Genomic DNA, 13561 nt, shown 5'->3' with positions numbered 1-13561 from the left:
TATCAAATAAAAATACATATCATTTATGTTTTCGATATCGACTGGTGCCTCTCCATCGGGAGGGCGAGTCCCACGGAGACATGCATGGCCTATACCCTTCCGACCCTGCCGTACGCTTATGACGCCCTGGAACCTCACATCGACGCGATGACGATGGAGATCCACTACAGCAAGCATCATCAAACCTATGTGACCAGCCTGAACGCCGCGCTGGATGGCGCCGGCCTCAGCACTGACGAACCCGTCGAAGCCCTGGTGGCCCGCCTGGACCAATTGCCCGATGCCATACGCGGCGCGGTCCGCAACCACGGCGGCGGCCATGCGAACCACAGCCTGTTCTGGTCGGTGATGTCGCCCGAAGGCGGCGGCGAGCCCGACGGCGCGCTGGCCGCGGCCATTGAATCGGAACTGGGCGGCCTGGCTGCCTTTCGCGACGCCTTCACCAAGGCGGCGCTGACCCGCTTTGGCAGCGGCTGGGCCTGGCTCTCGGTAACGCCCGCCGGCAAGCTGGTGGTGGAAAGCAGCGCCAACCAGGACAGCCCGCTGATGCACGGCAATACGCCGATTTTGGGCCTGGATGTCTGGGAACACGCCTACTATCTGAAATACCAGAACCGCCGTCCTGAATACATCGGCGCTTTCTACAATGTCGTGAACTGGCCCGAAGTGGCTCGCCGCTACGCGGCCGCGAAGGGCTAAGCCTATCTCTCTGAAGGAGGGTAGCGGCCCTATGAACACTTTCAGCCGTCATCGCGTGCGGCCTGCGGCCACGAGCATCAGCGTGTGGACGCTTGCCGTCATGGTGTCCTGCCTGGCGCTGCATCAGCTCTGGGTGTATCTGGACGAGCATGCGCCGCACGTGGCTGACGCGCTGTTAGGGGGGCTGGTCGCCGCTGGCGCGACCGCGCTGGGCACCTTGCCCATTCTTTTCGCCCGCACCATTCCGCAGAAAGTCCAGGACAGCATGTTCGGCTTCGGGGCGGGCGTGATGCTGGCGGCCAGCGCGTTTTCGCTGGTGGCCCCCGGTATTGCCGCCGCCGAAACGCAAGGTATGGGGCCGTGGGGCGCGGGGCTTACGGTGGGCGCCGCCATCTTGCTGGGCGCGGGCGTGCTGCTGATCATGGACCGCACCCTGCCGCACGAACACTTCATCAAGGGCCGGGAAGGCATCGAGGCGCACCGGCTGCGCCGCACCTGGCTGTTCGTGTTTGCGATCACCTTGCACAACCTGCCCGAAGGCTTGGCGATTGGCGTGGGGTATGCGGGCAGCGACCCCGTGCGCGGCACCGCATTGGCCACGGGTATCGCCATTCAGGACATTCCCGAAGGGCTGGTGGTGGCGGTGGCGCTGCTGGCGGCCGGCTACAAACGCGCGTTCGCCGTGGCGCTGGGCATGTTGTCGGGGCTGGTTGAACCGCTGGGCGCCGTGCTGGGGGCGGCCATCGTGGGGTTTTCGGCGACCATGCTGCCATGGGGCCTGGGCTTTGCCGCGGGGGCCATGTTGTTTGTCATCAGCCACGAAATCATTCCCGAATCCCATCGCAAGGGGCACGAGGTCTACGCCACTTGCGGGCTGATGTTGGGCTTTGTTTTGATGATGCTGCTGGATACCGCGCTGGGGTAGCCCGCTTGATTTTTCGGTTTTCGGCGCAAGGCTTTCGTTGTATGCTTTCGCCGCTGTCATGCATGTTTGCGGGAGAGAGCGGCTGTTTCCACGAATCAGCCGCCGCCGAAGGCGCAATTCGCCCAGAATCGCTCAGGTAACCGATACCGCACATGCTTGCCCCGTCCCGGTTTTTCACCGTGTGGATGCGGCAAAACAGTACTCTGGAGAGACCTGGCGCCGACCCTCGAACAAGGGACATATCGCGCAGCCCAGGCGCCGAAGGTGCAAACCCGCCACGCGGGGCAACTCTCAGGCAAAAGGACAGAGGGGCGGAAGATTCAGCCGTAGCCGTGCGGGCGCAGTCCGCTTGTCACGACCGGCATTCCGTAACCCTGGCAAAGATTGCCGTCCCGGAGTTTCCGCGCATGTCCGCAACCCTCAAACGCACCCCGCTGGCCGAAGAACATATCGCCTCCGGCGCCCGAATGGTCGATTTCGGCGGCTGGGATATGCCCTTGGCCTACGGCTCGCAGCTCGAGGAGCACCACGCGGTGCGCCAGGACGCCGGCATGTTCGATGTGTCGCACATGCTGAACGTTGACGTAACCGGCCCCGACGCCTTCGCCTTCCTGCAACGCCTGGTCGCCAATGACGTGTCCAAGCTGACCGTGCCCGGCAAGGCCTTGTACAGCTGCATGCTGAACCCGCAAGGCGGCGTCATCGACGACCTGATCATCTATTTCTTCGCCGCCGACGAATGGCGCGTGGTGGTCAACGCCGGCACGGCCGACAAAGACATCGCCTGGATGCAGCGTGTGAAGCAGGCCGGTCAATTTGACGTCACCATCGCCGCGCGCCGCGATCTGGCCATGGTGGCCGTGCAAGGCCCCAACGCCCGCGCCAAGGTCTGGGCCGCGCGCCCGGCATGGCAAGCCGCCACCGAAGCGCTGACGCCGTTCGTCGCAGCCCGCGTCGACGGCGACACGCTCGTGGCCCGCACCGGCTACACCGGCGAAGACGGCTTTGAAATCGTTTTGCCCGCAGCCGAAGTCGTGCAGCTGTGGCGCGACCTGGTTGCGCAAGGCGTGCGTCCGGCGGGCCTGGGCGCGCGCGATACGCTGCGCCTGGAAGCCGGCATGAACCTGTACGGCCAAGACATGGACGAGCTGACCCAGCCCGATCAAGCCGGCCTGACCTGGACCGTGTCGCTGAAGAACGCCGAGCGCCGTTTCATCGGCCGCGACGCCCTTGAACAATTCGCCACCCCCGCCACCTTCATCGGCCTGAAGCTGCAAGAGCGCGGCGTGATGCGCGCCCACATGGCCGTGCGCACGCCGGCCGGCACGGGCGAACTCACCAGCGGCACCATGTCGCCCACGCTGGGCGTGTCGATCGGCTTTGCCCGCCTGCCGCAAGGCGTGCGTCCGGGCGATACCGTCGAGGTCGACATCCGTGGCAAATGGGTGCCCGCCCTGGTCTGCAAGCTGCCTTTCGTCCGTAACGGCAAAGCCGTCGAACACTCGTAAACTCGAAGCTTCGCGCGAGCCGCCTGCCCGTTCCGGGCACGCGCCGCCCGCGCGAGGCGCGCAACACCATTCATCTACCCGCATTCCCTCAGGAGTTCCCATGAGTCTGCCCACCGATCGCAAGTACACCTCGTCCCACGAATGGGTCAAAGCTGAAGGCGACGTGTTCGTCGTCGGCATCACCGACACCGCCCAGGATCAATTGGGCGATCTGGTCTTCGTTGGCGACGTGAAGGTTGGCGCCAAGTTGAACGCGGGCGAAACCGCCGGCGTGGTCGAGTCCGTCAAGGCCGCATCCGACATCTACGCACCCGTCGCTGGCGAAATCGTCGCCTTCAACGAAGAGCTGGAAAACAACCCCAACCTGATCAACGAATCGGCCTTCACCGCCTGGATCTTCAAGATCAAGCCGGTCAACGCCGCGGATGCCGACAAGCTGTTGGACGCTGCCGGCTACGAAGCTGTCGCCAACGGCTAAGCCGTTTCGAGGCTGGCCCGCCGCCCGTATGGCGCGCCAGCCTCGCAACCTGCATCACCACCCCGAGATTCCCCCATGTCGCGCGCCCTAGACACCCATACCGACTTCATTCCCCGCCACATCGGCCCTTCTGACGCCGACCAGGCCGCCATGCTCAAGGTCATTGGCAGCTCCAGCCTGGACGCCCTGATCGAAGAAGTCGTGCCCCCGAAGATCCGCAGCCAGGCCCCGCTGGCGCTGCCGCCCTCGCGCAGCGAAACCGACGTGCTGGCCGAGCTGAAGCAGATCGCGGGCCGCAACAAGGTCTTCCGCAATTACATCGGCCAGGGTTACTACGGCACGCAGACGCCCAACGTCGTGCTGCGCAACATTCTTGAGAATCCCGCCTGGTACACGGCCTACACGCCGTATCAGCCGGAAATCTCGCAGGGCCGTCTTGAAGCCCTGCTGAACTACCAGACCATGGTCGCCGACCTGACCGGGCTGGACATCTCCAACGCCTCGCTGCTGGACGAAAGCACTGCCGCCGCCGAAGCCATGACGCTGGCCCGCCGTGGCGCCAAGTCGCAAAGCCCGGTGTTCTTCATCTCGCGCCATGTGCATCCGCAGACCATCGAAGTCGTGCGTACGCGCGCCGAAGGCCTGGACATCGAGATCACCGTCGGCGACGAAGCCGAAGGCCTGCCCGAGTGCTTTGGCGTGCTGCTGCAATACCCGCACAGCACCGGTTCCGTGTCCGACTACCGCAAGCTGGCGGAAGCCGCCCACGCGCAAGGCGCGGTCGTCGCGTGCGCCACCGACCTGCTGGCGCTGGCCCTGTTGGCCGCCCCGGGCGAGTGGGGCGCCGACATCGCCATCGGTTCGGCCCAGCGCTTTGGCGTGCCGTTCGGTTTTGGCGGCCCGCACGCGGGCTTCATGGCCTGCAAGGACGCCTTCAAGCGCAACATGGCCGGCCGTCTGGTCGGCGTGTCGAAAGACGCGCAAGGCAACCCGGCGATGCGTCTGGCGCTGCAAACGCGCGAACAGCACATCCGCCGCGAGAAGGCCACGTCCAACATCTGCACGGCGCAAGTGCTGCTGGCCGTGATGGCGGGCATGTACGCCGTGTGGCACGGCCCGGCCGGCATCCGCCGCATTGCCGAGCGCGTGCAGCGCAGCACCGCCATCCTGCGCGCCGAACTGGTGAAGCTGGGCGTGAAGGTCGTGAACAACACGTTCTTCGACACGCTGCTGCTGGAAACCGGCCCCGCCACCCCGGCCATCCTGACCGCCGCCGAGTGCGAACACATCAACCTGCGCCGTGTTGACGGCGCGCGCCTGGCCGTGTCGCTGGACGAAACCGTGACCGTCGCCGACCTGCAAGCGCTGGTCAACGTGTTCGCCGCCGGCCTGGAGCGTGATGATGTCGAACTCGACATTGACGCCCTGGACGCCGCCGCCGCCAGCGGTATCCCCGCATCGGTTGCCCGCGAAAGCGCCATCCTGAAGCACCCGGTGTTCTCCAGCGTGCAATCCGAAACCGACATGCTGCGCTACCTGCGCAAGCTGGCCGACAAGGACCTGGCGCTGGACCGCACGATGATCCCGCTGGGTTCGTGCACGATGAAGCTGAACGCCACGGCCGAGATGATCCCGATCACGTGGCCCGAGTTCGCGTTGATCCACCCGTTTGCGCCCGCGTCGCAAAGCCAGGGCTACAACGAGCTGATCGACCGCCTGTCCGCCGCGCTGTGCGAAATCACTGGCTACGACAACATCAGCCTGCAACCCAACTCGGGCGCGCAAGGCGAATACGCCGGCCTGCTGGCAATTCGCGGCTATCACCAAGCCAACGGCCAGCATCAGCGCAACGTCTGCCTGATCCCGTCGTCGGCCCACGGCACCAACCCCGCGTCGGCGCAACTGGCCGGCATGGACGTCGTGGTGGTGGCGTCGGATTCCAACGGCAACGTGGATCTGGCTGACCTGCGCGCCAAGATCGAACAGGTTGGCGACAAGCTGGCCGCGCTGATGATCACGTACCCGTCCACGCACGGCGTGTTCGAAGAAGCCGTCACCGAGATCTGCGATCTGGTTCACCAGGCGGGCGGCCAAGTCTACCTGGACGGCGCCAACATGAACGCGATGGTCGGCGTGGCCCAGCCCGGCAAGTTCGGCTCGGACGTGTCGCACCTGAACCTGCACAAGACCTTCTGCATCCCGCACGGCGGCGGCGGCCCCGGCGTGGGTCCCGTGGCGGTGCGCGCCCACCTGGCGCCGTACCTGCCGGGCGTGGTGAATGAGCAAGGCAAGCTGCCCGGCGACGCGAAGGTTGGCCCGGTATCGGCCGCGCCGTTCGGTTCGGCCGGCATCCTGCCGATTCCGTACGTGTACATCGCGCTGATGGGCGCCGACGGCCTGCGCCGCGCCACCGAAGTCGCCATCCTGAACGCCAACTACATCGCGACCCGCCTGCGTGACCACTACCCGGTGCTGTACGCGGGCCGTAACGGCCGTGTGGCGCACGAGTGCATCCTGGACGTGCGTCCGCTGAAGGAAACCAGCGGCATCAGCGCCGAAGACATCGCCAAGCGTCTGATGGACTACGGTTTCCACGCGCCGACGATGAGCTTCCCGGTGGCGGGCACCTTGATGGTCGAGCCGACGGAATCCGAAGGCGTCGCCGAACTGGACCGCTTCATCGACGCGATGATTTCGATCCGCGAGGAAATCGCCCAGGTCGAACGTGGCGAACGCGATCGCGAAGACAACGTCCTGAAGAACGCGCCGCACACCGCCCAGATGCTGCTGGCCGAAGAATGGCTGCACGACTACCCGCGCCAGCAGGCCGCCTACCCGGTGGCGTCGCTGCGCGAGGCCAAGTACTGGCCGCCGGTGGGCCGTGTGGACAACGCCTACGGCGACCGCAACCTGGTCTGCGCCTGCCTGCCGATCGAAGCCTACGCATAAGCGCACGCGCTTCAGCTTCAGCTTTAGCTTTAGCTTTCAGGCAATAAAAAACCCCCATCAGCAATTGATGGGGGTTTTTCTTTGGGGCCGAGCGATGCGCCAGGTGGTGACCCTGGCGCGGCAGGCTTACTTGGCCGATGCGCCCTTGGCGACGTCGTTGAAGTCTTCAGCGATGCTGATGAAGGTGTTCAACAGGATTTGCAGGTTGTCCTTGCCGATCCCGCCTTCCGCGTTCATGTCCATCTGCAGCACGGCCTGGTTCTTGTCGTCCAGGTAGGCGCGCGTCCAGCGGTATTCCTGATTCCAGCTGTTGATGGCCTTCAGCGTCACCGGCTTCTTGGTCTTGTACGTGGCGGTCATCACCAGGTCCAGGCACTTCTCGGTGAAGTCGTTGCACAGGAATTCCAGGCGCAGATCGCTGGCGCCGGTGGTGCCCGCGTCCAGCACCAGCACGGGGCCTTGGTCGCCGTCGGTCTTGTTGACCGTGTAGCCCATGTCGTCCAGCAGGCTGCTGACGGTGTCCAGGTTGAAGTCCTGCATCACGCCGGGCAGGGCAGGCGTGGCGCCGTCGGCCGGCTCGTCCTGGCCCATGCCGGGCATGGATTCGTCTTCGTCGTCGTGGTCCATCGAGCCCATGCCGGCTGCGCCCAGCAGGCCGCTGAACAACTCGTCCGCCGGAATTTCCTTGCCGTTCAGGTTGCCCATGCCGTCCGCGAACGTGAACTTGCCGACGATGTTGTCGCCGTCGTTCTTGCCCACGTTGAACATTTCGGCCATGCCCGACATCTGGCGCACGGTTTCGTCGGCGTCCTTGGCGGCCTGATCGGCGGCAATGCCTTCCTTCTTGATGGCGTACTGCGTGACCAGGTCCTGCACCATCGGCTTGGAAATGATCAGCGTGGCGTCGATGCGCTTGATGGCCTTGACCGCAATTTCCTGCGGCGTCAGGTTCTTGACGTCAGGCGGGTTGGCCAGGTCCAGCGTGAAGTTCAGCTTGCTTTCGCCCTTGGCGGTCTTCCAGCTCAAGGGATCGATGCTGAACGACGGGTTGCCCGCCAGCAGCTTGCCGGCGCTGTCCAGCATCGCTTCAACCTGCTCGTCCTTCAGACCTTCGTCTTCGGTGTGCGCCATGTACTGGCGCATCAGCTGGTTGTACGTGTCGGACAGGGTCTTGACGGCCTGGCCGTCCAGCTTGGCCAGCTTGATCACGGCCTGGCCGTTACCCAGCGGCACGTCGTTTACCGTGATGTCACCCGTTTGGTAGGCGGCTTGCACGTTGATCGACTTGTCGTCTTCGGACAGCTTCACGCCGTAGCCGAAGTTATCCAGCGACACCTTCATGTCATCCGACTTCTTCGTGACGTCGATGCGCTTGATCTTGATGTCGGAATCGCCCATCGACACGCCGAACTTGCCCATGCGGCTGTTGACGTCCATCGTCATGCCGGTGATGGCCATGACGACCGGGTCGTTGCTCTTCGTGCCGTCGATGGCCAGCTTGTCCATCACGCCGTGCGCGGTGACGGCTTCCAGCGAGCGGTCAAACGTGCCCGTGATCACCATGCCGCTGAAGTCGATCGTGTTGTTTTGCACCGTCGTCGACACCGGCGCAATCTTGGAGGTGGACGAGGTAGTGCCGCTGTAGCTGACCATCGCGTCGCTGATCAGCGGCGAGATGTCTTTGGTCAGTGCGAACACTTCCTTCAGGTTGTCGGTCTTGGCGATTTCGGCGTGCACGTACGCCAGCTTGGGCGCAACGGCGCCGCGCGACAAGGCGGTCTTGGGGAACGGGCCGTGTTCAATGACGGCGTCGAACTCAATCATGCCGGCCGGCATGGCGTCCAGGCTCTTGTCGTTCTTCACCAGCGACAGGCCGTAGCGAGCCTGGGTCGAGAAGAGGCTGCGTTCGTACTTCAACTGGTCAATGCGCAAACCGAACAACGGCGTCAGCTTCGCCAGTTTTTCGTTCGCTTCGGCCAGATGGCGCTGCGAGCTTTCCTCGATCCGTTTGCCGGTGTACCACGTGGCGCCTATCCAGCTTCCCGCTCCCACAATGACCACGCCGAGGGTGATCGCTACGCTCTTTTTCATCGTTGTGCTTTTTTCGTTGATTATCGAGTCATATCCGGCAGACTGGCGCATTGCGCCGTCGCGTCCTGATCGCCAGGGGCGGCTGCCGGTATACACGTTATTCATCGGGCTGTAAGGGCCCGCGCCGGAGTATACCGAGGCACGCCTACCGGGAAGCGTGCGCGCAGTTACCGAAGATTTCAAAATGAAAGGCCGGCGCAGGGCGCCGGCCTTTTTGTCGACAATCCGGCTTTTCAGCCGAAGATCAGAGCGGGTCCAGCGGGTAGATGGGCCGGCGCACGTGCTTGAAATCCAGCTGGCTGTAGTCGGAGGTGGTGACGCCCACGCCCGTGCATTCGATGACCTCGGTGGCCATCGCCGAGAAGCCCGCGCGCCAATGCACCCGGCTCTTCAATACCACGTAGCGCTTTTGCAGCGGGTCGATGCCGGCCGACAGCAGGCAATTGATATCGAACGGTTCCTGGTGGCGCGACACCACCACGATTTCCACGCGGCCCGTGTCGATGACAACGGTAAGCCCCGTGTCGTTACGCACGCCCCGGTACATCGGGCCGCGGTTGAGATACACGCCGTCAAACACCAGCTTGACGCGGCCGGTCACTTCCAGCGGTTCGCTGGGTTCCTTGATGGCGGGCATGGGCAGCTTGCCGCCCAGCTTCAAGGTAATGGTCTTGCCCACGCCCGCAGCCGCGGCTTGCAATGCGGCTTCCGGGTCGCAGATGGCGTAGAACACCACGTTGTCCAGTTCCTGGCGCAGCACTTCGGCAAGCACCGCGGTGGTGTCCATGGTGCCGCCGGAACCGGTGTTGTCGAAGTGGTCCAGCAACACAACCGGGCCTTGCTCGATCTGCTTGGCGCGCGCGATGGTGGGCGCGAGCGGCTCCGGGTGAAACACCCAATCGGCGCGGCCGGCCCAGGCGCGTTCCAGCAGTTCGTCGCGGTACTTCTGCGCGTCTTCCAGCTTGCCGTCCGTACAGACGACGGCGCTCAAGCCCGCTTCGCGAATGTCCGCATGCGGAAAACCCACGAAGACGGACGCCGCCAGCACGCCATTCGCTTCCAGTTCCTTGCAGCGTTCCTGCAAAGGCTTATTGGGCGCGGCATGCGTGCCTTGGCACATGATGTGCGGCAGCATCGGCTTGTTGGCCCAGCTCATCACGGGCTTGATCTCGCCCTTGAGCGTGCGGACGATAACGTTCGCCGCACGCACGCCGGCTTCGCGGATGTCCACATGCGGATACGTGTGAAAGCCGCTGATGACGGTGGCGTTGTTGACGATGTCGTCGTAGATGTTGGCGTGCATGTCCAGCGTGACGGCGACAGGCGTTTTCGGATCGATTTCGCGCAGACGGCGCAAGAGGTCGCCTTCTGCATCTTCCACGCCTTCGGCGACCATGGCGCCGTGCAGGTCCAGCAGGATGGCGTCAAAGCCGCCCAGCTTCACCTGGTCCAGCACCAGCTTGCACAGCTGCTCGTGCGTGTCGGCGCTGGTGGGGCCGCTGGGCCAGGACTCGGCCGCCACGGGCACGACCATTTCTGCGCCCTCGCGGCGGGCCACTTCGATATAGCCGCCTAGTCCGCTGTCGGTGTTCTCGTAGGCCTTGATGGCGCGTTCGCCAGCCAGGATGTCGGGGCTGCCGCGGAAGAAGCGTTCAAGCGGGGTCGGCACGGGCGAATAAGTATTCGTCTCGTGCTTGATCATTGCCAATAGCCAACGCATGGGAATTCCTGTGGGTTGCTGTGGAAAGTCAGTTCTTGGGCGGCTGAGGCCACGGGTGCTGCGCGGGACGCATCTCTTCCCAGGCGCGCGCCACGCGCAGGACGCCCAGGTCGTCGAAGCGGGCGCCAGCGATTTGCAGGCCGATGGGCAGGCCGGCTTTCGTGTAGCCGCAGTTGACGGACGCCGCAGGCTGCTCGCTCATGTTGAACGGCAGCGTGAAGCCGATATGGTGCATGGTGGTGGCGACTTCATTGGTGGGCGACGGCCATTCGGCGTTGTACGCCACCACGGGGGCCACGGGCGACAGCACGTAATCGAAGGGCGCGCAGGCGGCAACCGTCTTGGCTCGCACGTTCAGCGTTTCGTAGTAGCTGCGGAACACGGCCTCGCCGCTTTGGCCGCCACCGCTTTCTGCCCAGGTGCGGATGAACGGCAGGATCTTGGCGCGGCGCGCTTCGGGCAGCGCGGCCAGGTCGATGGCCGAACGCGTGCGCCAGAAGCGGTCGACGCCTTCGAGCATGTCAGGGGTCATCCACGGCAGCATCGGCGTCACGATGGCGCCGGCGGCTTCGAAGGCGCGGGCGGCCGCCTGCACGGCGTCACGCACTTCCGGGTCCAGTGGCAGGCCGCAGCCCGCGTCCATCAACAGGCCGATGCGCAAACCGCGCACGTCCTGGTTCAGGTTCAGCCAGTCGAAGTCCTGGAAGGGCAGGCTCATGTGGTCGCGCGCGTCGGGCTGCGACAGCACGCCCATCATCAATGCGGCGTCGGTGATGGTGCGGGTCATGGGGCCGGCGCAGCGGCCCATGAAGGGCGGGTCGATGGGGATGCGGCCCAGGCTGGGCTTGAGCGTGGCGATGCCGCACCAGGCGGCCGGCAGACGGACCGAGCCGCCGATGTCGGTGCCGATGTGCAGCGGGCCGTAACCTGCGGCGGCCGCGGCGCCTGCACCCGCGCTGGAGCCGCCCGGGTTCTTCGTCAGGTCCCAGGGGTTGCGCGTCAGCGCATGAAAGCTGGACAGGCCGGATGACAGCATGCCGAAGTCGGGCATGGTGGTCTTGCCCAGCAATACCGCGCCCGCTTCGCGCATGCGGGCAGCCGGCGGCGCATCGGCGGCGGCCGGCGTCAGGTCGGTGGCGGCCGTGCCCAGCGGCACGGGCGTGCCACGGGTAGCGATGTTTTCCTTGATGGTGGCGGGCACGCCATCCAGCGAATAGCCGCCGGCCGACTGTGGCTCGCCCTTCATCCAGCGCGCTTCCGATGCGCGCGCCATTGCCAGCGCGCCTTCAGGGTCCAGCGCGTAGGTGGCCTTCAGGTGCGGTTCCCAGCGCTCGATGTGTTCCAGCACGGAGCGCGTGGCTTCAACGGGCGAGAGGGTCTTGTCGCGATACGCTTGCAGCAGTTCCTGGGCAGACAATTCATGCGGTTGTGGCATCTCGGTTCCAGTGTTGCGAATGAGGGCAGATCGGGGAAAGCCAACGCGCGTCAGGGCGCTACGGTGCTGGCGCGGCAGCCTGCGCCAACGTCGCCGCAACGGGCTGGAAGTTGCGGAAGTCCCAGTCGCGGCCGGGGGCGGCGTCGATCAGGGCGCGGGTGTATTCGTGGCGCGGTTCGGTCAGCACCGTTTCGGCGGAGCCGGTTTCCACCACCTTGCCGCGCTGCATGACCATGATGGTGTCGCAAATCTGCGCGGCCACGCGCAAGTCGTGCGTGATGAACAGCACGCCCACGCCAGTGCGCTGGCGCACTTGCTCCAGCAGTTCCAGCACCTGCGCCTGCACGGATACGTCCAGCGCGGACACGGCTTCGTCAGCCACCAGAATTTCCGGGTCCATGACAAGCGCGCGCGCAATGCAGATGCGCTGGCGCTGGCCACCCGAAAACTGGTGGGGATACCGCCGCATGGCGTCGGGGCTCAGGCCCACGACGGTCAGCGTTTCGCCTGCGCGTTTCAACGCCTGCTCGCGCGGCATGCCGAAGTTGAGCAAACCTTCGATGATGGATTCACCCACCGTGCGGCGCGGGTTCAGTGAACGGTACGGGTCCTGGAACACAATCTGGATGCGGCGGCGCACGGGGCGCAGCGCCGAGCCGGACAACGTGCTGAGATCTTCTCCGCCCATCATCATGTGGCCGGCAGTGGGCTCGATCAGGCGCACGATGCAGCGCGCCACCGTGGATTTGCCCGAGCCGGACTCGCCCACGATGCCCAGGATTTCGCCTTTGCGCAGCGTCAGGTTGACGTCGGTAGCCGCAATGACGTTCTGCGCGGCCTTGCGTGAAAACAGCGAGCTCTTGCCGCCATACGTGCGGCCCAGCCCCTTCACGTGCAGCACCGGCTGGCCGTCCGGCGCGTCGCGCCGCATCGGCACCAGGCTCGGTACGGACGACACCAGGCGTCGCGTGTACGACTGCTTGGGTTCGGCCAGAATTTCGTTGCGGGTACCGCTTTCGATCAGGTCGCCCCGATTCATCACGACGATGCGATCCGAAATTTCCGCCACCACGCCGAAGTCGTGCGTGATGAACAGCACGGCTGTTTTGTGCTTGATTTGCAGTTCCTTGATCAGCGCCAGAATCTGCTTTTGCGTGGTGACGTCCAGCGCGGTGGTGGGCTCGTCGGCGATGAGCAGCTTGGGTTCAAGAATCAGCGCCATCGCGATCACGATGCGCTGGCGCTGGCCGCCCGACAACTGATGCGGATACGCATCGAAGATGCGTTCGACATCCGGCAGGTGTACCGAGCGGAACATGTCCAGCACCTTGGCGCGGCGTTCGGCGCCGCTCATGCGCTTGCGATGCAGGCGCAGCACTTCGTCAACCTGCTTGCCCACGGTATGCACGGGGTTCAGCGCGGTCATGGGTTCCTGGAACACCATGGCCATGCGGGTCGCGCGCATCTCGCGCAGGCGGCGCTGCGACGCGGTGGCCACATCTTCGCCTTCGACGCGGATGGAACCCGCGCTGATGGAAAGAATGCCCGGGGGCAGCAAGCCCATCACGGCCAGCGACGTGACCGATTTGCCGGAGCCGGATTCGCCAACCACGCACACCGTTTCGCCGGCGTGCACGTCCAGGCTCAGGTTGCGCACCACGCGGTTGCCGGCGCCAGCGACTTCCACCGACAGGTTGCGAATGGCCAGGATGGCGGACGAGGTATCGCCCGCAGGGGGAGTAGGGGAGTAGGTCAT

9 protein-coding genes and 2 riboswitches are annotated in these 13561 nt (G+C 64.9%); of the genes, 5 read left to right on the top strand and 4 right to left on the bottom strand.

From position 1 onward, the window contains the following. Positions 1 to 84: 84 nt before the first annotated feature. From AC1DSJ_RS16085 to gcvP, 5 genes are all read left to right on the top strand, one after another. Positions 85 to 699: a superoxide dismutase gene (locus AC1DSJ_RS16085; protein WP_441371613.1), complete on the top strand. Its 615-nt coding sequence runs from the start codon at positions 85 to 87 to the stop codon at positions 697 to 699. A 31-nt stretch (positions 700 to 730) separates the two neighbouring features. Next, on the top strand, positions 731 to 1624 hold the full coding sequence (locus AC1DSJ_RS16080) for a ZIP family metal transporter (RefSeq protein ID WP_342066222.1): 894 nt from the start codon (positions 731 to 733) through the stop codon (positions 1622 to 1624). Between the two features lie 59 nt (positions 1625 to 1683). Further along, positions 1684 to 1783: riboswitch (glycine riboswitch) on the top strand. Positions 1784 to 1817: 34 nt separating this feature from the next. Further along, positions 1818 to 1941: riboswitch (glycine riboswitch) on the top strand. Between the two features lie 90 nt (positions 1942 to 2031). Continuing rightward, a complete protein-coding gene (gcvT, locus tag AC1DSJ_RS16075) occupies positions 2032 to 3132 on the top strand; it encodes a glycine cleavage system aminomethyltransferase GcvT (protein WP_054423193.1) in 1101 nt (366 codons plus the stop codon). A gap of 100 nt (positions 3133 to 3232) precedes the next feature. Then, complete coding sequence (gcvH, locus tag AC1DSJ_RS16070; RefSeq protein WP_054423192.1) at positions 3233 to 3610, top strand: glycine cleavage system protein GcvH; 378 nt, start codon at positions 3233 to 3235, stop codon at positions 3608 to 3610. A gap of 75 nt (positions 3611 to 3685) precedes the next feature. Next, positions 3686 to 6559, top strand: a complete 2874-nt coding sequence (gene gcvP, locus AC1DSJ_RS16065; protein WP_175170931.1) for an aminomethyl-transferring glycine dehydrogenase — start codon at positions 3686 to 3688, stop codon at positions 6557 to 6559. Positions 6560 to 6685: 126 nt separating this feature from the next. Here gcvP and AC1DSJ_RS16060 read toward each other — a convergent pair whose 3' ends face one another. From AC1DSJ_RS16060 to AC1DSJ_RS16045, 4 genes are all read right to left on the bottom strand, one after another. Next, positions 6686 to 8650 carry a DUF945 family protein gene (locus AC1DSJ_RS16060; protein ID WP_054423190.1) on the bottom strand — a complete coding sequence of 655 codons (1965 nt, stop codon included), beginning with the start codon at positions 8648 to 8650 and terminating at the stop codon, positions 6686 to 6688. A gap of 244 nt (positions 8651 to 8894) precedes the next feature. Beyond that, positions 8895 to 10370 (bottom strand): M81 family metallopeptidase, encoded by a 1476-nt coding sequence (locus tag AC1DSJ_RS16055; protein ID WP_175170930.1) that lies wholly within the window; start codon positions 10368 to 10370, stop codon positions 8895 to 8897. A gap of 28 nt (positions 10371 to 10398) precedes the next feature. Next, positions 10399 to 11805 (bottom strand): amidase, encoded by a 1407-nt coding sequence (locus AC1DSJ_RS16050; RefSeq protein WP_342066226.1) that lies wholly within the window; start codon positions 11803 to 11805, stop codon positions 10399 to 10401. 58 nt (positions 11806 to 11863) lie between these two features. Then, positions 11864 to 13561 carry an ABC transporter ATP-binding protein gene (locus AC1DSJ_RS16045; protein ID WP_054423187.1) on the bottom strand — a complete coding sequence of 566 codons (1698 nt, stop codon included), beginning with the start codon at positions 13559 to 13561 and terminating at the stop codon, positions 11864 to 11866.

It is taken from the genome of Achromobacter sp. 01N37 (assembly GCF_056399725.1).
The sequence above is the reverse complement of the archived record's forward strand: the minus strand, read 5'-3'. Positions and strand labels throughout refer to the sequence as shown.

Excerpts from the sequence above, each read along its gene's own strand:
- AC1DSJ_RS16085 (WP_441371613.1), top strand. The coding sequence starts at position 85 with ATGGCCTATACCCTTCCGACCCTGCCGTACGCTTATGACGCCCTGGAA.
- AC1DSJ_RS16080 (WP_342066222.1), top strand. The coding sequence starts at position 731 with ATGAACACTTTCAGCCGTCATCGCGTGCGGCCTGCGGCCACGAGCATC.
- gcvT (WP_054423193.1), top strand. The coding sequence starts at position 2,032 with ATGTCCGCAACCCTCAAACGCACCCCGCTGGCCGAAGAACATATCGCC.
- gcvH (WP_054423192.1), top strand. The coding sequence starts at position 3,233 with ATGAGTCTGCCCACCGATCGCAAGTACACCTCGTCCCACGAATGGGTC.
- gcvP (WP_175170931.1), top strand. The coding sequence starts at position 3,686 with ATGTCGCGCGCCCTAGACACCCATACCGACTTCATTCCCCGCCACATC.
- AC1DSJ_RS16060 (WP_054423190.1), bottom strand. The coding sequence starts at position 8,650 with ATGAAAAAGAGCGTAGCGATCACCCTCGGCGTGGTCATTGTGGGAGCG.
- AC1DSJ_RS16055 (WP_175170930.1), bottom strand. The coding sequence starts at position 10,370 with ATGCGTTGGCTATTGGCAATGATCAAGCACGAGACGAATACTTATTCG.
- AC1DSJ_RS16050 (WP_342066226.1), bottom strand. The coding sequence starts at position 11,805 with ATGCCACAACCGCATGAATTGTCTGCCCAGGAACTGCTGCAAGCGTAT.
- AC1DSJ_RS16045 (WP_054423187.1), bottom strand. The coding sequence starts at position 13,561 with ATGACCTACTCCCCTACTCCCCCTGCGGGCGATACCTCGTCCGCCATC.